20 protein-coding genes are annotated in these 23,026 nt (G+C 72.4%); 8 read left to right on the forward strand and 12 right to left on the reverse strand.

Translation table 11 applies throughout. The annotated features are described in order from the left end of the window. Positions 1–75 precede the first annotated feature (75 nt). The 4 genes from SCA03_RS16755 to SCA03_RS16770 form a co-directional block, all read right to left on the reverse strand. Entirely contained in the window at positions 76–1,431 is a 1,356-nt protein-coding gene (locus tag SCA03_RS16755; RefSeq protein WP_030875608.1) for a replication-associated recombination protein A, read from the reverse strand. Positions 1,432–1,565: 134 nt separating this feature from the next. Continuing rightward, positions 1,566–2,201, reverse strand: a complete 636-nt coding sequence (locus SCA03_RS16760) for a vitamin K epoxide reductase family protein (protein ID WP_030875605.1) — start codon at positions 2,199–2,201, stop codon at positions 1,566–1,568. 65 nt (positions 2,202–2,266) lie between these two features. Then, positions 2,267–3,529, reverse strand: a complete 1,263-nt coding sequence (gene hisS, locus SCA03_RS16765; protein WP_030875603.1) for a histidine--tRNA ligase — start codon at positions 3,527–3,529, stop codon at positions 2,267–2,269. An 11-nt stretch (positions 3,530–3,540) separates the two neighbouring features. Continuing rightward, the gene (locus SCA03_RS16770; RefSeq protein WP_030875601.1) at positions 3,541–4,266 is read right to left on the reverse strand and encodes an MBL fold metallo-hydrolase; all 726 of its coding nucleotides are present in this window, start codon (positions 4,264–4,266) and stop codon (positions 3,541–3,543) included. Between the two features lie 287 nt (positions 4,267–4,553). Between SCA03_RS16770 and SCA03_RS16775 the strand changes: the two genes are divergently transcribed. Both SCA03_RS16775 and SCA03_RS16780 read left to right on the forward strand, forming a co-directional pair. Continuing rightward, positions 4,554–5,399, forward strand: a complete 846-nt coding sequence (locus tag SCA03_RS16775; protein ID WP_030875599.1) for a peptidylprolyl isomerase — start codon at positions 4,554–4,556, stop codon at positions 5,397–5,399. A 226-nt stretch (positions 5,400–5,625) separates the two neighbouring features. After that, positions 5,626–6,855: a DUF349 domain-containing protein gene (locus SCA03_RS16780; RefSeq protein WP_030875596.1), complete on the forward strand. Its 1,230-nt coding sequence runs from the start codon at positions 5,626–5,628 to the stop codon at positions 6,853–6,855. Between the two features lie 130 nt (positions 6,856–6,985). On the opposite strand, the gene SCA03_RS16785 is transcribed toward SCA03_RS16780, so the two are convergent. The 3 genes from SCA03_RS16785 to SCA03_RS16795 all read right to left on the reverse strand — a co-directional run bounded on the left by SCA03_RS16785 (position 6,986) and on the right by SCA03_RS16795 (position 11,289). After that, positions 6,986–9,574, reverse strand: a complete 2,589-nt coding sequence (locus SCA03_RS16785; RefSeq protein WP_187767568.1) for a RelA/SpoT family protein — start codon at positions 9,572–9,574, stop codon at positions 6,986–6,988. A 219-nt stretch (positions 9,575–9,793) separates the two neighbouring features. Then, positions 9,794–10,393: an adenine phosphoribosyltransferase gene (locus SCA03_RS16790; RefSeq protein WP_078872766.1), complete on the reverse strand. Its 600-nt coding sequence runs from the start codon at positions 10,391–10,393 to the stop codon at positions 9,794–9,796. Between the two features lie 71 nt (positions 10,394–10,464). Further along, the gene (locus SCA03_RS16795; RefSeq protein ID WP_308697908.1) at positions 10,465–11,289 is read right to left on the reverse strand and encodes an amidohydrolase family protein; all 825 of its coding nucleotides are present in this window, start codon (positions 11,287–11,289) and stop codon (positions 10,465–10,467) included. A 246-nt stretch (positions 11,290–11,535) separates the two neighbouring features. Here SCA03_RS16795 and SCA03_RS16800 point away from each other — a divergent pair, with 246 nt between their 5' ends. The 5 genes from SCA03_RS16800 to SCA03_RS16820 all read left to right on the forward strand — a co-directional run bounded on the left by SCA03_RS16800 (position 11,536) and on the right by SCA03_RS16820 (position 16,029). Continuing rightward, positions 11,536–12,387 (forward strand): fumarylacetoacetate hydrolase family protein, encoded by an 852-nt coding sequence (locus tag SCA03_RS16800; RefSeq protein WP_086814531.1) that lies wholly within the window; start codon positions 11,536–11,538, stop codon positions 12,385–12,387. A 70-nt stretch (positions 12,388–12,457) separates the two neighbouring features. Continuing rightward, positions 12,458–13,912: an L-fuconate dehydratase gene (locus tag SCA03_RS16805; RefSeq protein WP_086814532.1), complete on the forward strand. Its 1,455-nt coding sequence runs from the start codon at positions 12,458–12,460 to the stop codon at positions 13,910–13,912. Beyond that, positions 13,909–14,664, forward strand: coding sequence for an SDR family NAD(P)-dependent oxidoreductase (locus tag SCA03_RS16810; RefSeq protein ID WP_086814533.1), 756 nt, complete (start codon positions 13,909–13,911; stop codon positions 14,662–14,664). Before SCA03_RS16805 ends, SCA03_RS16810 begins: the two co-directional genes overlap by 4 nt. A 29-nt stretch (positions 14,665–14,693) precedes the next feature. Beyond that, positions 14,694–15,680, forward strand: coding sequence for an aldo/keto reductase (locus SCA03_RS16815; protein WP_086814540.1), 987 nt, complete (start codon positions 14,694–14,696; stop codon positions 15,678–15,680). A gap of 37 nt (positions 15,681–15,717) precedes the next feature. After that, positions 15,718–16,029 (forward strand): L-rhamnose mutarotase, encoded by a 312-nt coding sequence (locus tag SCA03_RS16820; RefSeq protein WP_086814534.1) that lies wholly within the window; start codon positions 15,718–15,720, stop codon positions 16,027–16,029. Between the two features lie 81 nt (positions 16,030–16,110). Here the strand turns inward: SCA03_RS16820 and SCA03_RS16825 are convergent, their stop codons facing one another. From SCA03_RS16825 to SCA03_RS16840, 4 genes are all read right to left on the reverse strand, one after another. Continuing rightward, a complete protein-coding gene (locus SCA03_RS16825) occupies positions 16,111–17,493 on the reverse strand; it encodes a sugar porter family MFS transporter (RefSeq protein ID WP_201453780.1) in 1,383 nt (460 codons plus the stop codon). 171 nt (positions 17,494–17,664) lie between these two features. Further along, a complete protein-coding gene (locus tag SCA03_RS16830; RefSeq protein ID WP_086814536.1) occupies positions 17,665–18,429 on the reverse strand; it encodes a LutC/YkgG family protein in 765 nt (254 codons plus the stop codon). Further along, positions 18,426–19,961 carry a lactate utilization protein B gene (locus SCA03_RS16835; RefSeq protein ID WP_086814537.1) on the reverse strand — a complete coding sequence of 512 codons (1,536 nt, stop codon included), beginning with the start codon at positions 19,959–19,961 and terminating at the stop codon, positions 18,426–18,428. Before SCA03_RS16835 ends, SCA03_RS16830 begins: the two co-directional genes overlap by 4 nt. Then, on the reverse strand, positions 19,958–20,722 hold the full coding sequence (locus tag SCA03_RS16840; protein ID WP_030875561.1) for a (Fe-S)-binding protein: 765 nt from the start codon (positions 20,720–20,722) through the stop codon (positions 19,958–19,960). Before SCA03_RS16840 ends, SCA03_RS16835 begins: the two co-directional genes overlap by 4 nt. A gap of 133 nt (positions 20,723–20,855) precedes the next feature. Between SCA03_RS16840 and SCA03_RS16845 the strand changes: the two genes are divergently transcribed. Then, the gene (locus SCA03_RS16845) at positions 20,856–21,665 is read left to right on the forward strand and encodes a FadR/GntR family transcriptional regulator (RefSeq protein ID WP_063764722.1); all 810 of its coding nucleotides are present in this window, start codon (positions 20,856–20,858) and stop codon (positions 21,663–21,665) included. Between the two features lie 197 nt (positions 21,666–21,862). Here SCA03_RS16845 and secF read toward each other — a convergent pair whose 3' ends face one another. Next, the gene (secF, locus tag SCA03_RS16850) at positions 21,863–23,026 is read right to left on the reverse strand and encodes a protein translocase subunit SecF (RefSeq protein ID WP_030893206.1); all 1,164 of its coding nucleotides are present in this window, start codon (positions 23,024–23,026) and stop codon (positions 21,863–21,865) included.

The following is a 23,026-nucleotide window of genomic DNA, read 5'->3' on the forward strand; positions in this document are numbered from 1 at the left end:
CGGCACCGAGCAACAGCGCGGCTCAGCGGCGCGATTCAGCGGCACGGAACAGCAGCGCGGCTCAGCGGCGCACGCTCACTCCGCCTCGCCGCGCAGCCGGGCCCGGACCCGCTCGGCGACCTCGGCGTACCGCGCCTCCGCGCCGTACCGCGTCGGCTCGTAGTACCGCTTGCCGTGCACCGCGTCCGGTGCGTACTGCTGTGCGGCGATACCGCCCGGCAGGTCGTGCGGGTACTGGTAGCCCTGGCCGTGGCCCAGCTTCTGCGAACCCTTGTAGTGGCTGTCGCGCAGATGCGGCGGGACGGGGCCGGCGAGGCCCGCGCGGACGTCCGCCAGCGCGGCGTCGACCGCGAGATAGGCCGCGTTCGACTTGGGCGCCAGCGCGAGCGCGACCGTGGCCTGGGCGAGGGTGATCCGGGCCTCCGGGAAACCGATCATCGCGACGGCCTGTGCGGCGGCCACCGCCGTCTGAAGCGCCGTCGGGTCGGCCATGCCGACGTCCTCGCTGGCCGAGATCATCAGACGGCGCGCGATGAACCGCGGGTCCTCGCCCGCCTCGATCATGCGCGCCAGATAGTGCAGCGCGGCGTCGACGTCGGAACCGCGGATGGACTTGATCAGCGCGCTGGCCACGTCGTAGTGCTGGTCGCCGTCGCGGTCGTACTTGACCGCCGCGCGGTCGACGGCCTCCTCGATGGTGGACAGGGAGATCTCCGGCTCGCCCTTGGCCAGTGCGGCCCCGGCGCCGGCCTCCAGCGCCGTCAGCGCCCGGCGCGCGTCACCGCCCGCGATCCGCAGCAGATGATCCTCCGCGTCCTGCGGCAGCGTCACCTCGCCGGACAGCCCCCGCTCGGCGCTCACCGCGCGGCGCAGCAGCCCGCGCAGATCGTCGTCGGTGAGGGGCTCCAGGGTGAGCAGCAGCGAGCGGGACAGCAGCGGGGAGATCACCGAGAAGTACGGGTTCTCCGTCGTCGCGGCGATGAGGGTGACCCAGCGGTTCTCAACGGCGGGCAGCAGGGAGTCCTGCTGGGCCTTGCTGAAGCGGTGGATCTCGTCGAGGAAGAGGACGGTGTCCTTGCCGTAGGCGCCGGACGAGCGCCGGGCGCCGTCGATGACGGCACGGACCTCCTTGACGCCCGCGGTGATCGCGGACAGCTCCACGAACCGCTTGTCCGTGGCCTGGCTGACGACATAGGCGAGCGTGGTCTTGCCGGTGCCCGGCGGGCCCCACAGCATCACCGAGGACGTACCGGCCGGGCCCGCGCCGCCCTCGCCCACCAGCCGGCGCAGCGGCGATCCGGGGCGGAGCAGATGCTGCTGGCCGACGACCTCGTCCAGGCTGCGTGGCCTCATCCGCACCGCCAGCGGGCTGGCGGAGGGCTCCTTGGCCTGTCGGTCCTCTGCTGCGGCGGTGAAAAGGTCGGGCTCCACGCCGAAACCCTAAGCCAGACGACTGACAGACGCCGAGGCAGCCGGTGCGGGCGGGGCCGGCCGGGGGCGCACAGTGAGCGGTGCCGCCCGGGCGGGCACGCCGAGCCGGGGCGGGCCGCCGGCCGCCGGGCGCGTCAGCTGGTCCAGAAGCTCCACCAGCGGGTCAGGATCAGGATGCCGATCACGCCGATGTGCAGCACCGGCAGCACCCACGGGAACTCGTCGGCGAAGGAGCGCAGCCCGGCGGGGGCCGGCAGGAAGCCGCTGCGGACGTTGTGCGCGGTGACGAACCAGAACATGATGATCGTCGCGACCCAGGCCAGGCAGCACCACAGGCACAGCGAACCGATGTTGTACAGCGACTGGTACATCAGCCAGGTGCAGAAGCCGACGCCGAACAGGCAGCCGGCGTTGAAGGTGAGCCAGTACCAGCGGGGGAAGGTGGCCCGGGTCAGCAGCGTGACGCCGACGCAGATGACGATGCCGTAGGCCACCAGCCCGATCATGGGGTTGGGCGCGCCGAAGGCGGACGCCTGGTCGCTCTCCATGATGTTGCCGCAGGAGACGACGGGGTTGATGCTGCACCCGGGCTTGAAGTTCTTGTCCTCCAGGAGCTTGAACTTGTCCAGGGTGATCACCCAGGCCGCGAGCAGCCCGGCCGCGCCGGTGATGATCAGCGTCCAGGAGAACGCGCGGCTCGCGCCGACGGCACCCCCCTTGTGCCCATCCGCGTCCGTACGCGCCGTATCGAGGGGTGCCGTCGTCGTCATAGCGCTCTTCGTCCTACTCGTCGGTCCCGTCCGTGCGGTCTCATTCTGCCGCACGGCACCGGGAGTTACCGCAGCTTCGCCGTCAGTTCGGCCACCACACGATCGAGGCTGACGGATGTCTGTTCCCCGCTGTGGAGGTCCTTGAACTGGGCCACGCCCTCGGCGAGATCGCGCTCGCCCAGCAGCAACGCGTAGCGGGCGCCCGAGCGGTTGGCGGACTTCATGGCGTTCTTCATGCTCCGGCCGCCGTAGGCGAGATCCGCCGCGACACCCTCCCGGCGCAGCGCCGTGACGAGGGCGAACATCCGGCGGCGCGCCTCCTCGCCGATCGGGACGGCGAACACCTCGGTGGCGGCGGGCAGTTCCAGCTCGACGCCCTCGGCCCGGAGCGCCAGCACCGTGCGGTCGACGCCGAGCGCCCAGCCGACGGACGGCAGCGCCGGGCCGCCGATCATCTCCGAGAGCCCGTCGTAGCGCCCGCCGCCGCCGACGGCCGACTGCGAACCGAGGCCGTCGTGGACGAACTCGAAAGTGGTACGCGTGTAGTAGTCGAGCCCGCGCACCAGCCGCGGGTCGTCCTCGAAGGCCACACCGGCGTCGGTGAGCAGCGAGCGCACCTCCTCGTGGAAGGTCTTGCACTCCTCGCACAGGTGGTCGCGCATCATCGGCGCGCCGGTCAGCTGCCGCTGCACGCTCTCGCGCTTGTCGTCGAGGACGCGCAGCGGGTTGATCTCGATCCGGGCGCGGGTGTCCTCGTCCAGGTCGAGGCCGCGGAGGAACTCCTGGAGCGCGGCCCGGTAGGCCGGGCGGCACCGCTTGTCGCCGAGGGAGTTGAGCAGGATGCGGAAGTCGCGCAGCCCCAGCGAGCGGTAGGCGTCGTGCGCCAGCAGGATCAACTCGGCGTCCAGCGCCGGGTCCTCGGCACCGATGGCCTCGGCGCCGACCTGGGAGAAGTGCCGGTAGCGGCCCTTCTGCGGGCGCTCGTAGCGGTAGTAGGAGCCCGAATACCACAGCTTCACCGGGAGGTTGCCCGCCTTGTGCAGGTTCGCCTCCAGCGCGGCGCGCAGCACGGAGGCGGTGCCCTCGGGGCGCAGGGCCAGCTCGTCGCCGCCCTTGGTGGTGAGGGTGTACATCTCCTTGGTGACGATGTCGGTGGACTCGCCGACACCGCGCGCGAACAGCTCGACGTTCTCGAAGCCGGGCGTCTCGACGTAGCCGTAGCCGGACCTGCGCAGCGGCCGGGCGAGGGCCTCACGGACCGCGAGGAAGTCGGCGGACTCGGGCGGCAGCAGGTCGTAGGTGCCCTTGGGGGCCTTGAAAGTACTCACGAAGCGTCTCGTCACATTCCTCGTCGCGGGGCGGCGGCGCGCTCTGTGCCGCCGTCGCCCGGCCCGTGCTCGGCCACCTGCCGCAGGAAGGGGTTGGTGGCGCGCTCACGGCCGATGGTCGTCTGGGGGCCGTGCCCGGAGAGGACCACGGTCTCGTCCTCCAGCGGCAGGCACACGCGGGCCAGCGAGTGGAGGATCTCCGCCGGGTCGCCGCCGGGCAGGTCGGTGCGTCCGATGGAGCCGGCGAACAGCAGGTCGCCCGAGAACAGGACCGGCGGGATGTCGGCCTGCTCGGGCATCCGGAAGGTCACCGACCCCTTGGTATGGCCCGGGGCGTGCGCGACGTCCAGCCGCAGTCCGGCCAGTTCCAGCGTGGCACCGTCGGTCAGCTCCACGAGATCGTCCGGTTCGCCGACCGTCAGCTCGCCCATCAGCGGCTGCCCGATGATCTGGCCGATCCCCTTCTCGGGGTCGCTCAGCATGTAGCGGTCGGAGGGGTGGATCCAGGCGGGCACGTCGTGGGCCCCGCAGACGGGGACGACGGAGGCGACATGGTCGATGTGGCCGTGCGTGAGGACGACGGCGACCGGCTTGAGCCGGTGCTTGGCGACGGCCTCCTCGACGCCCTGGGCGGCCTGGTGGCCCGGGTCGATGATCACGCACTCCTCACCGGCGGCGGGGGCGACCAGATAACAGTTGGTCCCCCAGGCCCCGGCGGGGAACCCGGCAACGAGCACGATCGTCCTTCATTCGTCCGGCAACGGGAACGGCGGCACGGGCGGTGACGTCGAAGGACGTCGGGGCACCTGTGTCGCCTGTCAGGCAACCGCCAGCCTACCGGCGCCGGTCCGAGGGGGTCGAACCCGTACCCCGGCGTATACCGTACGTGGCCGCGCCGGGTGGCCGGCAGCGCCCGGTCCGGTCCCCTCGCCCGGCCCCTGTGGTCCCTTGGCCGTGATCCCGGGGGCCCCGGGTTCCCGGAAGCCCCGCAGTCCCCCGTACGAGGCCCGAAGGAGACGCGACCGTGGTCAGCAGTGAGCAGCGCAGGAAGCAGCTCGCCCGCGAGAAGTTCGAGCGTCAGCTGAAGCGCAAGGCGGAAGCCCGGCGCAGGCGGCGGATACGCAATGTCGCGATAGGTGTCGGGGTGGTGATCGTCCTGGCGGCCGGCGGTGCCTACGCGGCGTCCGGCGGGCTCAACGGGGACGAGGAGAAGGAGAAGGACGAGGCCGCCGAGAACCCGATGGACTCGCCGACCCCCAGCAAGGCGCCGGATCCCTGCGACAAGCCCGCCAAGGGCGAGCCCAACGGCAAGCAGTGGAAGAAGGAACCGGCCATGGAGATCGACAAGTCGGCCTCGTACTCGATGCGGCTGGACACCACCTGCGGCGGGATCGACATCGAGATGGACGCCGCGAAGGCGCCGCACACGGTCAACTCCTTCGACTTCCTGGCCGGTGAGAAGTTCTTCGACCACACCCGCTGCCACCGCCTGGTCGACCAGGGCATCCACGTGCTCCAGTGCGGGGACCCGAAGGGCAACGGCCTGGGCGGGCCCGGCTACACGCTGCCGGACGAGAACCTCAAGGACAAGCGGCTGAAGGGCAACACGTATCCGGCGGGCACCGTCGCGATGGCCAACGAGTACGACCCGCGGTCGAAGAAGGGCAAGGACACCGGCGGCAGCCAGTTCTTCCTCGTCTTCGAGGACAGCGAACTCCCGCCGTACTACACACCGTTCGGGAAGATCACCCAGGGCATGGACGTGCTGAAGAAGATCGCGAAGGCCGGGGTGTCACCGGATCCGCAGACCGGCGGCAGCCTGCCCAACGCCACCGTCGTGATCGACAAGGCGACGGTGCGCAGGTCCTGACCGCTTCCGCCCGCGAGCGCGCCCCGCGCGTGAGCCGTGCGGGGCGCGGAGGCCGCCGGGCAATTCCGGGTGCGCGGATTGCGGACAGCTCGGGCGGCGGTCGCCTATGTTGGCGTTGTGTAGGGTGCCTGCGCCGACGGCCAGACCATTCTGTCGGCCGGACGAAAACCGTGGACGATGCCGGGGGCCGCGCGCCCCTGCACAGGCATCATGTGGAGGAGGCGCTGTGAGCAGCGACCCGTGGGGCCGCGTCGACGACGCGGGGACTGTGTACGTGCGGACGGCCGAGGGCGAGAAGGTCGCCGGGTCGTGGCAGGCGGGCTCGCCCGATGAGGCCCTCGCCTACTTCAAGCGCAAGTACGAAGGTCTGGTCGTGGAAATCGGTCTGCTGGAGCGCCGGGTCGAGACCACCGACCTGTCGGCCAAGGACGCGACGACGGCGATCGAGCACCTGCGGGAGCAGGTCGACGCGCACCACGCCGTCGGCGATCTCGACGCGCTGCGCACCCGTCTCGACAAGCTCGTCGAGACGGTGCAGGAGCGGCGCGAGGAGCGCAAGGTGCAGAAGGCCCGCCAGGCCGAGGAGGCACGCGCCGCCAAGGAGCAACTGGTGGCCGAGGCCGAGGAGCTGGCGCAGAGCGAGCAGTGGCGGGCGGCCGGGGAGCGGCTCCGCGCGCTCGTCGAGACCTGGAAGGGCCTGCCGCGGCTGGACCGCAAGAGCGACGACGAGCTGTGGCACCGCTTCTCGCACGCCCGGTCGGCCTTCTCCAAGCGCCGCAAGGCGCACTTCGCGCACCTCGACGCGCAGCGCGAGGAGGCACGCAAGCGCAAGGAGAAGCTCGTCGCCGAGGCGCAGGCGCTCTCCGACTCCCGCGACTGGGGGCCCACCGCCGCCAAGTACCGCGAGCTGATGCAGGAGTGGAAGGCCGCGGGGCGCGCGCAGCGGGAGCACGAGGAGGATCTGTGGAGCCGCTTCCGCGGTGCGCAGGACGTCTTCTTCCAGGCCCGCAGCGAGGCGTTCGCGGAGCGCGACAGCGAGCAGCGCGAGAACCTCACGCAGAAGGAGGAGCTGGCCGCCGAGGCGGAGAAGCTGCTGCCCGTCACCGACCTCAAGGCCGCGCGCAGCGCGTTCCGTTCGCTCAACGAGCGGTGGGACGCCATCGGGCACGTGCCGCGTGAGGCCCGGCCGAAGGTCGAGGGCCGGATGCGGGCGGTCGAGCAGGCGATCCAGCAGGCCGAGGAGGCCGAGTGGCGCCGCACCAACCCGGAGGCCCGGGCCCGTGCGGAGGGGCTGACCGGCCAGCTCCAGGACGCCGTCGACAAGCTCCGCGCCGACGCGGAGGCCGCCCGCGCCGCCGGCAACACCGCCAAGGCCGACAAGCTGGAGAAGGAGCTGGCCGGGCGGCAGGCCCTGCTCGACCAGGCACTCAAGGGCCTCCAGGAGTTCGGCGGCTGAGCCGGCGGCCCGCACGGGTCCGGCAGGACACCGGGGCCCCGCGCCCGAAAGCCCGGTCATCGGCCGGGAGTTCGGGGGCGGGGCCCCGCTCCGTGTCGCTTCGTCGGGTCCGCCCGCCGGTGCGCGACGGTCAGGGCCGCCGCGCGGACGTCACGCGGTAGACGTCGTAGACGCCCTCCACACCGCGGACGGCCTTCAGGACGTGGCCGAGGTGCTTCGGGTCGCCCATCTCGAAGGTGAAGCGGGAGGTCGCCACCCGGTCGCGGGAGGTCTGGACCGCGGCCGAGAGGATGTTGACGTGCTGGTCGGACAGCACGCGGGTGACGTCCGAGAGCAGCCGGGAGCGGTCCAGCGCCTCGACCTGGATGGCCACCAGGAACACCGAGGACTGGGTGGGGGCCCACTCGACGTCGAGGATGCGTTCGGGCTCGCGGGAGAGCGAGTCGACGTTGACGCAGTCGGCGCGGTGCACCGAGACGCCGTTGCCCCGGGTGACGAAGCCGATGATGGGATCGCCCGGCACGGGTGTGCAGCAGCGGGCGAGCTTGACCCACACATCGGAGCCGACGCCCTTGACGACCACGCCGGGGTCGGCGGTGTTGCGCCGCCGGGTGCGGGTGGGCATCGGGGGCGCCGTCTCGGCGAGATCCTCCTTGGCCTCGTCCTCGCCGCCGAGGGCCTGCACCAGCTTGTGGCAGATGTTCTGCGCCGAGACATGGCCCTCGCCGATGGCCGCGTAGAGCGCGGAGATGTCCGGGTAGCGCAGCTCGTGCGCGAGGGTGACCAGGGAGTCGCCGGTGAGGATGCGCTGGATGGGCAGGTTCTGCTTGCGCATCGCGCGGACGATGGCGTCCTTGCCCTGCTCGATGGCCTCGTCGCGCCGCTCCCGGGTGAACCAGGCGCGGATCTTGTTGCGGGCGCGCGGGGACTTGACGAAGCCGAGCCAGTCGCGGGACGGGCCGGCGCCGGACGCCTTGGAGGTGAAGACCTCGACGGTGTCGCCGTTGTCGAGCGTCGACTCCAGCGGCACCAGGCGGCCGTTGACGCGTGCGCCGATGGTGCGGTGCCCGACCTCGGTGTGCACGGCGTAGGCGAAGTCGACCGAAGTGGCGCCCGCGGGAAGGGCGATGACATCGCCCTTGGGGGTGAAGACGAAGACCTCGTTGCGGGAGAGGTCGAAGCGCAGGGACTCCAGGAACTCGCCCGGATCCTCCGTCTCCTTCTGCCAGTCGAGCAACTGGCGCAGCCAGGACATGTCGTTGATGGTGTCCTGGTCCTTGCCGCCCTTGGGCACATCGGTGCGCACCTTGGAGGCACCGGCCACGGCCTGCTGCTTGTACTTCCAGTGCGCGGCGATGCCGTACTCGGCGCGGCGGTGCATGTCGAAGGTGCGGATCTGGAGTTCGACGGGCTTGCCGCCGGGCCCTATGACCGTCGTGTGCAGCGACTGGTACATGTTGAACTTGGGCATCGCGATGTAGTCCTTGAACCGCCCCGGAACCGGGTTCCAGCGGGCGTGGACGGTGCCCAGTGCCGCGTAGCAGTCGCGCACGGTGTCGACGAGGACGCGGATGCCGACCAGGTCGTAGATCTCCGCGAAGTCCCGGCCGCGGACGATCATCTTCTGGTAGACGCTGTAGTAGTGCTTGGGGCGGCCGGTGACGGTGGCCTTGATCCGGGCGGCGCGCAGATCGGCCTGGACCTCGTCGGTGACGACGGCCAGATACTCGTCCCGCTTGGGCGCGCGCTCGGCGACGAGCCGGACGATCTCGTCGTACATCTTCGGGTAGAGGATGGCGAACGCCAGATCCTCCAGCTCCCACTTGATGGTGTTCATGCCCAGCCGGTGTGCCAGCGGGGCGAAGATCTCCAGCGTCTCGCGGGCCTTCTGCTCCTGCTTGGACCGCTTGAGGTAGCGCATCGTGCGCATGTTGTGCAGCCGGTCGGCGAGCTTGATGACCAGGACGCGGGGGTCCTTGGCCATGGCGACGACCATCTTGCGGACCGTCTCGGCCTGCGCGGCCTCGCCGAACTTGACCTTGTCGAGCTTGGTCACGCCGTCGACCAGCAGGGCCACCTGGTCGCCGAAGTCCCGGCGCAGGGTGTCGAGGCCGTACTCGGTGTCCTCGACGGTGTCGTGCAGCAGCCCGGCCATCAGCGTGGCCGGGTCCATGCCCAGCTCGGCGAGGATCGTCGTGACGGCGAGCGGATGCGTGATGTACGGGTCGCCGCTCTTGCGCTTCTGGCCGCGGTGCCAGCGCTCGGCGACCTGGTAGGCCCGCTCGATCTGGCGCAGCGTCGAGGACTCGATCTTGGGGTCGTTGCTGCGGACGATGCGCAGCAGCGGCTCCAGCACCGGGTTGAACGGGCTGGAGCGCTGGACCCCGAGCCGGGCCAGCCGGGCGCGTACGCGGTTGGAGGAGCCGGAGCGCCCGGAGACGCCGGAGACGGCACGGGCCGGGGCCACCCGCTCGCGGTCCCGGGAGCCGTCCTGCCCCGGGTCCGGGGCGCCGGACGCACCGGCGGCCTCGGAGCGGGCCTCGGCCGGTGTGCGGGGCGCCTTCTTCGGGGCGGGTTCGTTCCTCGCCGCGCCCTTGGCGCCGCGGGAGCCGCCGGCCACGCCGCCCTGCGCGGACGACGCACCCGTCGCCGCGGCGCCGCCGCGCCCTGCTGCGTCCTCGCGCTGCGCGGCGGCGAGCTGCTGGGCCTCGTCTGGCAAAAGCACTCCTCGATGGACCCCGGGTCGGACTGCCATGGTAGCCACCGCCGTACGGCGGGCCCTCCCGGAGAGGGCGGGGACCCGGCCGGTGGTGGCCGTCCGATGTGTGCAACGTATCCGTCCGCCGCGGTATGCCCCAGTGGTGCGCGGCACACCCGGCGCCCCGGCGCACCCGCGGCCGGGGACGACGGCCTGGCCCCGGCCAGGCACGCGGGGTGGTCAGACGGTGACGAGGGACTCCAGCGGGGCGCCCGCCAGCGCGGGCTCCAGCTTCGCCCGGCCGTCCAGGAAGCCCAGCTCCAGCAGCATGGCGACGCCCGCGACCCGGGCGCCGGCCCGGCGGATGAGCTGGACGGACGCCTCGGCCGTGCCGCCGGTGGCCAGCACGTCGTCGATCACCAGGACGCGGTCCTCGGGCGTGAGGTCCTCGGCGTGCACCTCGATCTCGGCGCTGCCGTACTCCAGCTCGTACGCCTGCGCGAGCGTGGCCCCGGGGAGCTTGCCGGCCTTGCGGACGGGCACGAAGCCGACGCCCGCGCGGACGGCGGCGGGGGCGGCGAGGATGAAGCCGCGTGCCTCCAGGCCGACGACCTTGGTGGCGCCGTGCCGGGCGACGGCCCCGGCGAGCACGTCGGTGAGCGTGGCGAACGCCGTCGGGTCCGCGAGCAGCGGCGTGATGTCCTTGAAGACCACGCCGGGCTTCGGGTAGTCCGGCACGTCGTGGATCCGGTCGGCCAGCAGCGCGCGGGCCTCCTCGGTGATGCCGGTGCTCCCGGCGACGGCGGACGGTGCGGCGGCAGGGGCGCTCCTGTCAGTCATGGGACGAGTCTCTCACCTGGGATTCGCCGGGTCCGACGGGGCCGATCGGGTCGGGGGCCCGGTGTGCGGCCTCAGACGGCGGGCAGGCCGTAGACGCGGCGGGCGCAGTCGCCGAGTACCGCGGTGCGCTCGGCGGCGGAGCAGCCGGCCAGGAGTTCGGCCGTCACCCGGCGCACCGCCCCGTAGCCGCCCGCGAGTTCGCACACCGGCCAGTCGGAGCCGAACATGACGCGCTCGGGCCCGAAGGCGTCGAGGACGTGCTCGGCGTAGGGGCGCAGCTGGGCCGTGTCCCAGCTGTCCCAGGGCGCCTCGGTGATCAGCCCGGAGAGCTTGCAGGTGACGTTGGGGCAGGCGGCCATCGCGGTCAGCCAGGGCGCCCAGCTGTCCCATTCGCCCGCCGCGATGCCCGGCTTCCCGGCGTGGTCGAGGACGAAGGAGACCTCGGGCAGGGCGCGCGCGCAGGCGAGCGCCGCGTGCCGCTGGGGCGCGCGCACGAGGAGGTCGTAGACGAGGCCGCGGGCGCCGAGCGCGGCGAGGGACCGCTGGACGTCGGGGCGCAGCAGCCAGTCCGGGTCGGGTTCGTCCTCGGCCTGGTGGCGCAGTCCGACGAGCAACGGGTCGTCGGGGAGGGCGGGTTCGGGCTCCGTGAGGTCGGCCCAGCCGACGACGGCGGCGACGGAGGGCGAGCCGGCGGCGATCCGCAGGAAGTCGGAGGTCTCGGCGGGGTCGGCGACCGTCTGGACGAGGATGCCGCGGGCCTCGGCGCCGAGGTGCGCCCGCAGGTCGCGCTCCGTCATCGGACGCCGGATCGGGTCGAACCGGGGGCCGTCCATCCAGGGATAGGCGCGGGCTCCCGGGTCCCAGAGGTGGTGGTGCGCGTCCACGGTCAGCTCCACGGGCACTCCTTCGGGCCGGTGCCGGACGCCGGCGAGACATCCGATGACTTCTGCGCGCTCCGGTATAGCCCAGCGCGCCGGTCCGGGACAAGGATGTGAGGCGGCTCCCACGGGGAAACGGCTGGATACATCCGATGTCTATTGCCGATCCACCGGCGCAATCCGTAGGATCCTGCCGTCTGATGGCACAGCCATCCGAGCACTACCCGGCCTGCCCTCGGGCGGGCGACTGCGAAGGAGCCGACGGTGAGACTGATGCGCTTCGGCGCTCCCGGGGCCGAGACCCCGGCCGCCCTGACGGAAGACGGCACGGTGTGGGACCTGCGCGGTCTGACCCCGGACATCGACGGGGCCTTCCTCGCCGGCGGCGGCCCGGACCGGGCCCGCGCGGCGCTCGCCGCCGGCTCCCTGCCCCGGCTGGAGACCGACGGCCTGCGCGTGGCGCCGCCCGTCGCCCGGCCCGGCAAGGTCGTCTGCGTCGGGCTCAACTACCGCGACCACGCGGCCGAGACCGGTGCCGCCGTGCCCGAGCGTCCCGTGGTGTTCATGAAGGACCCGGGCACCGTCGTCGGCCCGTACGACGACGTGCTCATCCCGCGCGGCTCGGTGAAGACCGACTGGGAGGTGGAGCTCGCCGTCGTCATCGGCGCCCGCGCCCGCTATCTGGAGACCCCGGCGGAGGCCACCGCGGTCGTCGCCGGGTACGCCGTCAGCCACGACGTCTCCGAGCGGGAGTTCCAGCTGGAGCTGTCGCCGCAGTGGGACCTCGGCAAGTCCTGCGAGACCTTCAATCCGCTCGGGCCGCAGCTCGTCACCCCAGACGAGGTGGGCGACCCGGGCGCCCTGGGGCTGCGGCTGTCCGTCAACGGCACCGAGCGGCAGCACGGCAGCACCAAGGACATGATCTTCGACGTCCCGTACCTCGTCCGGTATCTGAGCCGGTACATGGTGCTGGAGCCCGGCGACGTCATCAACACCGGCACCCCGGCGGGGGTCGCGCTCGGGCTGCCCGGGCAGCCCTATCTGCGCGCCGGGGACACCGTCGAGCTCGGCATCGACGGACTCGGCACCCAGCGTCAGACCTTCACCCCGGCATGAGCGGCTCCGGCATGCCCCCGCACCCGCGCGCGGACGCCCCGCGCCGCGGACGAGTACGAAAGGCCGTTCGGTGACCGCCACTTCCCGCACGGACGCCGTCATCACCTCTCTCGACACCCACGACGTCCGCTTCCCCACCTCGCGTCGGCTCGACGGATCCGACGCCATGAACCCCGACCCCGACTACTCCGCCGCCTACGTCGTGCTGCGCACCGACGCCGGGGACGGGCTGGAGGGGCACGGCTTCACCTTCACCATCGGACGGGGCAACGACGTCCAGGTCGCCGCCATCGAGGCGCTGCGCCACCATGTCGTCGGCCGTCCCGTCGCCGCGCTCTGCGCCGACCCCGGCACGCTCTCCCGCGATCTGCTGTGGGACAGCCAACTGCGCTGGCTGGGCCCGGAGAAGGGCGTGATGCACATGGCCGTCGGCGCCGTGCTGAACGCCGTCTGGGACCTCGCGGCCAAACGCGAGGGCAAACCGCTGTGGCAGCTGCTCGCCGACGCCGAGCCCGAATGGCTCGTCTCCCAGGTCGACTTCACCTACCTCACCGACGCGCTCACCCGCGACGAGGCCCTGGAGCTGCTGCGCCGGGGCCGGGAGGGCGCGGCCGGGCGCCGGGCGCGGCTGCTGGAGCGCGGCTACCCCGGCTACACCACCTCGCCGGGCTGGCTCGGCTACTCCGACGAGAAGCTGGTGCGGCTGGCCCGCGAAGCCGTCGCCGACGGGTTCACCCAGATCAAGCTGAAGGTGGGCGCCGATCTGGACGACGACGTCCGCCGCTGTCGGCTGGCCCGCGAGACCGTCGGGGACGCCGTCCGTATCGCCGTCGACGCCAACCAGCGCTGGGACGTGCCGGAGGCGATCCGCTGGACGCGGGCGCTCGCGCCCTACGACCCGTACTGGATCGAGGAGCCCACCAGCCCCGACGACGTCCTCGGGCACGCCGCGGTGCGCCGCGCCGTCGCCCCCGTGAAGGTCGCCACCGGCGAACACGTCCACAACCGCGTCGTGTTCAAGCAGCTGCTCCAGGCCGGCGCGCTGGACGTCCTCCAGATCGACGCGGCCCGGGTCGCCGGCGTCAACGAGAACCTCGCGATCCTGCTGCTCGCCGCGAAGTTCGACGTGCCGGTGTGCCCGCACGCGGGCGGGGTCGGGCTGTGCGAACTCGTCCAGCACCTCTCGATGTTCGACTACGTCGCGCTCTCCGGCACGACCGAGGACCGGGCCATCGAGTTCGTCGACCATCTGCACGAACACTTCCTGACCCCGGCCGCGGTGCGCGACGGGCACTACGTCACCCCGACCGCACCCGGTTTCTCCGCGCAGATGTACGAGACGTCCCTGGCCCGCTACACCTACCCGGACGGGGAGTTCTGGGCGTCCGACAGCGGCGAGGCCGACGAGATCGACGAGATCGACAAGGCCGAGGCCACCGGGAACACCACCGACGGCCCCGACGGCACGGGCGGCAAGGGCAGCAAGGGCAGCAACGGTACCGACAGCGAAAGGGAGGCAGCATGACCTCACTCCAGGGACTCACCGCCGTCGTCACGGGCGGCGGTTCCGGCATCGGGCACGCCGTGGCCCGCGCCCTGTCCGATCTCGGCGCCCGCGTCGCCGTGCTCGACCTCGCCCCGGAGGCCGCCACGGCACCGCTGCTGCCCTACCGCGCGGACGTGTCCGACGACGCCTCGGTACGGTCCGCCGTGGACGCCGCGGCGGCGGACCTGGGCGGGCTGGACATCCTCGTCAACAACGCGGGCGTGGGCGCGGCCGGAACCGTCGAGGACAACCCGGACGAGGAGTGGCACCGGGTCTACGACATCAACGTGCTCGGCATCGTGCGCACCACCCGCGCCGCGCTGCCGTATCTGCGGCGCTCCGCGCACGCCGCGATCGTCAACACCTGCTCGATCGCGGCCACCGCCGGGCTCCCCCAGCGCGCCCTGTACAGCGCCACCAAGGGCGGGGTGTACTCGCTGACGCTCGCCATGGCGGCCGATCACATACGCGAGGGCATCCGTGTCAACTGCGTCAACCCCGGCACCGCCGACACTCCGTGGGTGGGCCGGCTGCTGGACGCGGCGGACGACCCGGAGGCCGAGCGCGCGGCGCTGGAGGCACGGCAGCCGATGGGCCGGCTGGTGACGGCGGACGAGGTCGCCGCCGCCGTGGCCTATCTCGCCGGTCCGGCGGCGGCCTCCGTCACCGGCACCTCGCTGGCGGTCGACGGCGGGATGCACGGGCTGCGGCTGCGCCCGGCGGCCTCGTGACCCCGCCGGTACCGCCGCCCGCTGCGCCGCTGCCGACGACGACGCTGGGGGCGAGCGAGGTCCCGGTCACCCGGCTGTCGTTCGGCACAGCAGCCCTCGGCAACCTGTACACCGAGGTGTCCGAGGAGCAGGCGCGGGGCGCGGTGGACGCCGCCTGGGACGCCGGTGTGCGCTACTTCGACACCGCGCCGCACTACGGGCTGGGGCTCTCCGAGCGGCGGCTGGGCGCGGCGCTGCGGGACCGGCCGCGCGCCGAGTACGTCCTGTCGACGAAGGTCGGACGTCTGCTGGAGCCGGGCGGCCCGGGCGGCCGGGACACCGAGGGCGGCTTCGCCGTCGCCGCCGACCGGCGCAGGGTGTGGGACTTCAGCGCCGAAGGCGTCCGCCGCTCCCTGGAGGACAGCCTGGAGCGGCTCGGCCTCGACCGGGTCGACATCGCCTATCTGCACGACCCGGACGACCATCCGGGGCAGGCGTTCCGTGAGGGCTACCCGGAGCTGGAGCGGCTGCGTGCCGAGGGCGTCGTCGGCGCGATCGGTGTGGGCATGAACCAGTCGGCGATGCCCGCCCGGTTCCTGCGCGAGACGGACGCCGACGCCGTCCTGCTGGCCGGGCGCTACACGCTGCTCGACCACGACGGGGCGCGCGAGGTGCTCCCGGAGGCCGTGGCACGCGGAAAGTCCGTGGTGATCGGCGGCGTCTTCAACTCCGGCCTGCTCGCCGACCCGAGGCCCTCGGCGACCTTCGACTACGGGCCCGTCCCGCCGGAGGTCCTGGAGCGGGCGCTGCACATCAAGCGGGTGGCCGAGCGGTACGGGGTTCCGCTGCGGGCCGCCGCGCTGCGCTTCCCGCTCGCCCACCCGGCCGTCGCCTGCGTACTGGTGGGCGGCCGCAGCGCCGCCGAGATCCGGGACGCGGCGTCGCTGCTGGCGGCACCGCTGCCTGCCGGGCTGTGGCGGGACCTGCGTACGGAGGGCCTGTTGCCGCCCGGGCTTCCGGTCCCGGACGGGCCGTGAGCCGAGCCGAGCCGAGAGACCGACGGAGAGGAGCATCATGAAGGTCGCGCTGCGCACCACCGTCAAGCCGGACCGCGTCGAGGAGTACGAGGCCGCACACCGCGAGGTGCCCGAGGAGCTGGTCACCGCCATCAAGGCGGCCGGTGTCACGTCCTGGACGATCTGGCGCAGCGGTACGGAGCTGTTCCACGTCCTGGAGGTCGACGACTACGCCCGGATGCTCGCCGAACTGGACGCGCTGCCGGTCAACCAGCGCTGGCAGGCCCGCATGGGCGAGCTGCTGGAGGTCTCCCACGACTACTCCCGGGACGGCGCCGACGCCGCCCTCCCCGTCGTCTGGGAGCTGTGACCGCCGGACGGCGCCCCACCGGCAGAACGAAGGCCCCCGCCGGGCTTCCTTCCGGCGGGGGCCTTCCGCTGCCGCGGGCGTTCAGCCGCGGGGAGTCGGTACCCGGGCCGGGGCGCCGCGCTGCCAGAACTGTTCGATCTCCTCCAGGGAGCGGCCGGCGGTCTCGGGCACCCTGCGGGCCACGTACCAGGCGGCGAGCGCGGACAGGACGGCGAAGATGCCGAAGACCGAGGAGCCGATCGCCTTCAGGACGTCCGGGAAGACCAGCGAGAAGAGGAAGTTGAGCAGGTACTGCGTGAAGGTGATGACGCCCATGCCCAGCGCACGGGCACGCAGCGGCAGCACCTCGGGGCAGTACAGCCAGAAGACCGGGCCCAGGCCGAAGCCGAAGGCGAAGGTGTAGACGAAGACGCAGAGCACGGCGAGAACGGCGGTGTCCGGGAAGAGCGCGAGGACGACCATGGGCGGCACCTGCGCGGCCAGGGAGAGGGTCAACAGCCGTACCCTGCCGAGGCGTTCGATGAAGGGCAGCGAGACGGCGGTGGACAGCACGAGGGCGGCGCCGACCCCGTAGTTCGCGATCATTCCGGCGTCGGAGCCGCCGGTGAGGTGGGAGAAGATGATCGGCGCGTAGTAGACCACGGCGTTGATGCCGGTGAAGACCTGGAAGAAGGTCAGTACGAGGGTGATGGCCAGCGCGGGCCGGTACTCCCCGGCCAGCTCCCGGAGCCCGGCGTGCTGGTGTGCCAGGCTCTGCCGGATCTCGGCGACCTCCGCCTCGGCCTCGCGCGCGTCGGGCCGCAGCTTCAGCAGCACCCGGCGGGTCTCCTCCTCGCGGCCGCGCATCATCAGCCAGCGGGGGCCGGCGGGGCTGAGCACCATGCCGACGAGGAACACGGCGGCGGGTACGGCGCCGAGGCCGAGCATCCACTCCCAGGCGCCGGAGGCGGAGAGGGCGTCGCCGACGGCGTAGGCGGCGAGGATGCCGATGTTCACCGACAGTTGGTACAGCGCGGTGATCCGGCCCCGCAGATGCTTCGGCGCCAGCTCGCTCAGATAGATCAGACCGAACATGTTGGCCAGCCCGACGGCGAAGCCGAGCACGAACCGGCAGACCATGAGCGTGGCGGCGTTCGGCGCGAGGCCGCAGCCGATCGAGCCGAGCACGAAGATCGCCCCGGCCAGGACGAGCAGATGCCGGCGGTCCCAGCGGCGGGCGGCGAGCGAGCCGCCGACGATGGCGGGCAGCGCTCCGAGCAGCAGCAGGCTGGTGACCAGCCCCTGCCCGGTGGAGTTCAGGCCGAACTCGTCGGTCAGCGGCTCCAGCGCCCCGGAGATCGCCCCCGAGTCGTAGCCGTACAGGAGGCCGGAGAGGCCCCCGAGCACGGCGACCCAGAGGACTCTCCGGGGTGCCTTCTGCCTGGTGTGCCCGACGGCTTCGGCGGGCGGCTCGACCTGTGTCACGAAGTCTCCTCCCCTCCCCCCGCCTTGGGGCCCAGCCATGGGGACGGCGGCTCACCGGAGCAGAGAGATGGGATCTTTAAATGACAGACGCGTTTCCGCTGAGGAACGTAACGCCTAACCTGCCAACTGAGCCGTGACACAGATCACTTCGAAGGGAAATAGATCCGATCTCTAGCGGTCGTGGGCCCCTTCCTGACGCTCCCCGGCCTCCCCTGCTCCCCCGGCCGCTCCGACCTCTTCGGCCCTTCCGGCGGCGCCGACCTCCCCGGACTCGCCGGGCGGCTCGGTGCCCGTCACGAGGACCACCTCCAGCAGGCGCGGCCCGTGCACGCCCTCCACCCGCTCCAGCTCGATGTCGCTCGTCGCCGACGGGCCGGAGATCCAGGTGAGCGGCCGGCGCGCGTCCAGCCGTTCCAGGGCGCGCGGCACGGAGGTCACCACCTGCTCGGGCACCCGCACGACGCAGATGTGGTGGTCGGGCACCAGGGTGATCCGCCGGCTGCCCTGGTCGGCGGAGGCGTCCAGCACCACCGTCCCGGTCTCCGCGATCGCCACGGCAGCACCCGTGACGACGGAGTCCACCGCGTCGAGGTCCCGGTGCGTCAGCTCCGGCGCGTCCGCCAGCCGCTCGACACCGGGTGCGACGCCGGAGAGCCAGTGCTCGGGCAGCCCGCGCGGCACCACGATCCGCCGGCTGCCCCGCCCGGCCAGCAACCGGGCGATGCAGCCGGGCAGTTGACCGGCGGTGACGCGGTGCACCACGGCCCGGTAGTCCGCCAGGTTCTCCGCCAGCAGCGCGGCGGCGGCCTCCGGATCGGGGTCCGTGTGCTCGGGGAGATAGTCCCGGGTGACGGGCACGTCCGCGGGCCGCTCGTCCGGCGGAACATCGGCCAGGGCCCGCCGGATCCGGCCCAGGACCTCCTCGCGCGCGCTCATACGGCACCACCCTTCCCGCGTTCGCTCCCGTCGCTCCCGTGCTCGCCCCCGGTGGGCCCGTCCGCCGTGCCGGCGCCGCGCTCGCGCCGCCACCAGTCACGGAACGACTCCGGCGGGATGTCCGGGATGTCCCGGCTCCGTGTCCAGCCGGCGCCCGGGCCGGGCAGTCGGCGCGGCACCAGCCGCCGGGAGCGGGCGGCGAGCCGCTGGCCCGCACGCAGTGCGCCCGGGTGGTCCAGTGCCCAGGTCGCGGCGCGCATGGCCGCGCGCTCGGCGGCGTGCCCGGACGCGGGGCGCAGGGTGGTGCGCTGCCCGCGCACGGTCGCCGGGCCGCCCTCCACCACCCGCTCCCGCAGATGCACCAGCACCTCCGGGATGTCGATGGCCACCGGACAGACCTCGTAACAGGCCCCGCACAGCGAGGAGGCGTACGGCAGCGAAGCGTCCAACTCCGTTCCCGTTCCCCGGAGTTGCGGGGTGAGGATGGCGCCGATGGGCCCCGGATAGGGCGAGCCGTAGGCGTGGCCGCCGGCCCGCTCGTAGACGGGGCAGACGTTCAGACAGGCCGAGCAGCGGATGCAGCGCAGCGCCTGGCGCCCCACGGTGTCCGCGAGCGTGTCGGTACGCCCGTTGTCGAGCAGCACCAGGTGGAACTCGCGCGGCCCGTCCTCGTCCGTGGTGCCCGTCCAGGTGGAGGTGTACGGGTTCATCCGCTCCGCGGTGGACGAACGCGGCAGCAGCTGAAGGAAGACCTCCAGATCCTGCCAGCTGGGCACGACCTTCTCGATGCCGACGACGGAGATCAGCGTCTCCGGCAGCGTCAGACACATCCGCCCGTTGCCCTCGGACTCGACGACGCACAGGGTGCCGGTGTCGGCGACCACGAAGTTCGCGCCGGAGATGCCGACCCGGGCCTTGAGGAACTTCTCCCGCAGATGCAGCCGCGCCGCCTCGGCCAGCTCCGCCGGGTCCTCGGTGAGCCCCTCGGGCGCCGGGCGGCCCCAACGGCCCATCTGCCGCCGGAAGATGTCGCGGACCTCGGCGCGGTTGCGGTGGATGGCGGGTACCAGGATGTGGCTGGGCAGATCGTCCCCCAGCTGCACGATCAGCTCGGCCAGATCGGTCTCGTACGCCGAGATCCCGGCCTCCTCCAGCGCGTTGTTCAGCTCGATCTCCTGGGTGGCCATCGACTTGACCTTGACCACCTCGCTCTCGCCGGTGGCCCGCACCAGATCGATGACGAGACGCTGGGCCTCGGCCGCGTCCCGCGCCCAGTGCACGGTGCCGCCCGCCGCGGTGACCCGCTCCTCCACCTGCTCCAGATAGCGGTCCAGGTGCCGCAGGGTGCGCTTCTTGATCGCCGCACCGGCGGCCCGCAGCCGCGACCAGTCCGCCAGCTCCCCCACCGCGCGGGCCCGCTTCTCCCGGATGGTGTGGGTGGCGTGCGTCAGATTGCCGCGCAGCGTGGGCTGTTGCGTGGAGACGGCCGCCGCCTTCGGAAAGGCGGGCATTCCGAGGTAGGTGCCGCTCATGACAGACCTCCGTACGGGTGCTCCTCGGTGGAGGCGAGGATCTCGGCCAGATGGACGGGGCGCGCCTCGGCGCCCTGCCGGCTGAGCGTGCCCCCGATGTGCATCAGACAGGAGTTGTCGACGGTGCACACGGCGCGCGCCCCCGTCTCCTCGATGTGCCGGGCCTTGTCGAGGCCCATCTCGGTGGAGACCGCGGCGTTCTTCACGGCGAAGGTCCCGCCGAAGCCGCAGCACTCCTCGGCCTGCGGCAGCTCCTTCAGCTCCAGCCCCCGCACCTGCTCCAGCAGCTTCCGGGGCCGCTCCCCCAGCCCCAGCATGCGCAGCCCGTGACAGGTGGGGTGGTAGGTGACGGTGTGCGGGAACCAGGCGCCGACGTCCGTCACGCCCAGCACGTCGACGAGGAACTCCGTCAACTCCCACGTGCGCGGCACCACATCGGCGGCGATCTCCGAGAGCTCGGTGCCGCGCCCCTCCCGCTCGGCCTTGGCGCCGATCCGCGGATAGTTGTCCCGCACCATCGCGGCGCACGAACCGGACGGGACGACGATGTGGTCGTAGCCCTCGAACGCCCGCGCGTACCGGTGCACGAGCGGCTCGGTGGCGTGCCGGTACCCGGTGTTGAACTGCGGCTGCCCGCAGCAGGTCTGCCCCTCGGGGAAGTCCACGTCGACGCCGAGCCGCTCCAGCAGCGTGACGACGGCCTGCCCGGTCCGGGGATAGAGCGTGTCGTTCACGCACGTGACGAAGAGTGCTACCCGCACGGCGCCTCCGTTCCCGTTGTGTGGTCTGACCACAGCAAGGTATGTGTACACCGCACCTTCATGCAAGATGGAAGCGCGCGGGTGTCCCCCGCGGCAGCACCGTGGCGAGACCGACGCGAGGAGACACCAGCAGATGGGCAACGCGACAACCGGGGACGGGCAGCACTCCGAGTGGCGCCCCGTACGCCGCACCCGCACCTTCGAGGCCGTGCTCGACCGCATCGACGAGCGCATCGCCTCCGGGGAACTCCGCGTCGGCGACCGGCTCCCCGGCGAACGGCAGCTCGCCGCGCTGCTCGGCGTCAGCCGCCCCTCCGTCCGCGAGGCCATGCGCGTCCTGGAGGCCCGCGGGGTGCTCACCGCGCAGACCGGCTCGGGACCGGACGCCGGCGCGATACTCGTCGCCGACCCCGGGCGCGCGCTCTCCGGCCTCGTCGGCACCCATCTCGGGCTCTCCGCCTTCGCGCTCGCCGACGTCGTCGAGGCACGCTGGGCCATCGAGCGGCTCGCCGTGGAGACCGCCGCCCGCGAGGCGGACGCGGCGGACCTCGCGCCGCTGCGGAAGGCCGTGGCGGAGATGCGCGCCCCCGGGCTCGAACTGGCCGCCTTCCACGAACTGGACACGGCCTTCCATGTGGGCCTGGCCGAGCTGTCCGGCAATCCCCTGCTGGTCGCCTTCATGACCGCGATCCGTACCTCCGTGCACCGGTACGCGGCACGCGCCGTGGAGGAGATGACCGACACCGCCGCCGGCGTCACCGCCCTCACCGACGACCACGCCCGCATCCTCGCGGCCATCGAGGACGGCGACGCCGAGCGCGCCGTGGCCGCGCTCGACACCCATCTGCGCCGGGCCTACCCCCGCGTCGACCGCGGCACCGGCACGGACACCGGCACCGGCACCGGCACCGGCACCGGCACCGAACAGCGCGAACGGCCCTGACCGCCCCTGGCCGCCCCCGACCACCCCGGGGACGCGGGACGGCGCGGACGCACAGACGGCGGACGCGCGGGCGCGCGGGCAGACGGGCAGACGGGCACACGGGCAGGAAGGCGAAACGCGAACGGCGGGTGCCGGACGTCGAGTCCGGCACCCGCCGTGGTGCGTGTGCGCTGTCGGGAATCCGTCCCGGGGCGGGGCTACCGCTTCCGGCCGCCCGAGGAGCGCCCCTTGCCGCGGTTGCGTGACGAGGGCTGACGGCGCTGCCCGGGCGCCCCCGTCGCCGCCGGCTGCCGCCCCCCGGCCTCCGGATCGTCCCGCGGGCCGTCGTCCTCGGAGCCCGCCGCGTCGTCGGCGCCCTCGGCGTTCCCGGCCTGCTCGTGGCTCTCGCGCTCCTCCGCCTTGAGCCGCTTGGCGCGCACCCGCTTGGCGAGCGCCTTCATCTGCGGCTCCCGCTCCTTGAGGTCGGCGACCAGCGGAGTCGCGATGAAGATCGAGGAGTAGGCACCGGCCGCCAGACCGACGAAGAGGGAGAGCGCGATGTCGTTCAGCATGCCGCCGCCGAGCATCCCGCCACCGATGAACAGCAGCCCGGCGACCGGCAGCAGCGCCACCACCGTGGTGTTGATGGACCGCACCAGGGTGCCGTTGATGCTGCGGTTCGCGATCTCGCTGTAGGTGAACTTCGTCTGCTTCGTGACGCCCTTGCTCTGCTCGCGCAGACCGTCGAAGACGACGACCGTGTCGTACAGCGAGTAACCGAGGATCGTCAGCAGACCGATCACCGTGCCCGGTGTGACCTCGAAGCCGACGAGCGAGTACACACCGACCGTGATCGTGATGTCGTGGAAGAGGGCGACGAAGGCGGACACCGCCATGCGCCACTCGAAGGCGATGGCGAGATAGATCACCACCAGGACCATGAAGATCCCGAGCCCCTGCCACGCCTTGTTGGCGATCTGCTCGCCCCAGCTCGGGCCGACCAGCTGCGCGTCGATCTTCTCGGTGTCGACGTGCAGTTCGTCCGCCAGCGCGTCCTTGACCTTGTCGGAGGTCTTGGTGTCGACGCCGGCGACCTGCACACGCATTCCGCCGTCGCCCAGCTCCTGGACGATCGCGGTGTGCCCGGAGACCTTCTCCGCCGACTCCGTCGTCTGCTCGACGGAGGAGGTGGTCTTGGGCGTCGTGAAGACGGCACCGCCCTCGAACTCGATGCCCATGTTGAGGCCGCGCACCACCAGCCCGACGAAGGCCGTGATGGTGATCAGGATCGAGATGCTGTACCAGAGCTTGCGGTGGGCGATGAAGTCGTAGCCGATCTCGCCCCGGTAGAGCCGGGCGCCGATGTTGCCGAGACGGGACAC

It is taken from the genome of Streptomyces cacaoi (assembly GCF_006539165.1).
Classification (GTDB): domain Bacteria; phylum Actinomycetota; class Actinomycetes; order Streptomycetales; family Streptomycetaceae; genus Streptomyces; species Streptomyces cacaoi.

What these genes read in the sequence shown, in the direction of transcription:
- SCA03_RS16760 (WP_030875605.1), bottom strand. Translation starts at nt 2,201, where the DNA reads ATGACGACGACGGCACCCCTCGATACGGCGCGTACGGACGCGGATGGG.
- SCA03_RS16790 (WP_078872766.1), bottom strand. Translation starts at nt 10,393, where the DNA reads ATGACTGACAGGAGCGCCCCTGCCGCCGCACCGTCCGCCGTCGCCGGG.
- SCA03_RS16810 (WP_086814533.1), top strand. Translation starts at nt 13,909, where the DNA reads ATGACCTCACTCCAGGGACTCACCGCCGTCGTCACGGGCGGCGGTTCC.
- SCA03_RS16820 (WP_086814534.1), top strand. Translation starts at nt 15,718, where the DNA reads ATGAAGGTCGCGCTGCGCACCACCGTCAAGCCGGACCGCGTCGAGGAG.
- SCA03_RS16830 (WP_086814536.1), bottom strand. Translation starts at nt 18,429, where the DNA reads ATGAGCGCGCGCGAGGAGGTCCTGGGCCGGATCCGGCGGGCCCTGGCC.
- SCA03_RS16835 (WP_086814537.1), bottom strand. Translation starts at nt 19,961, where the DNA reads ATGAGCGGCACCTACCTCGGAATGCCCGCCTTTCCGAAGGCGGCGGCC.
- SCA03_RS16845 (WP_063764722.1), top strand. Translation starts at nt 20,856, where the DNA reads ATGGGCAACGCGACAACCGGGGACGGGCAGCACTCCGAGTGGCGCCCC.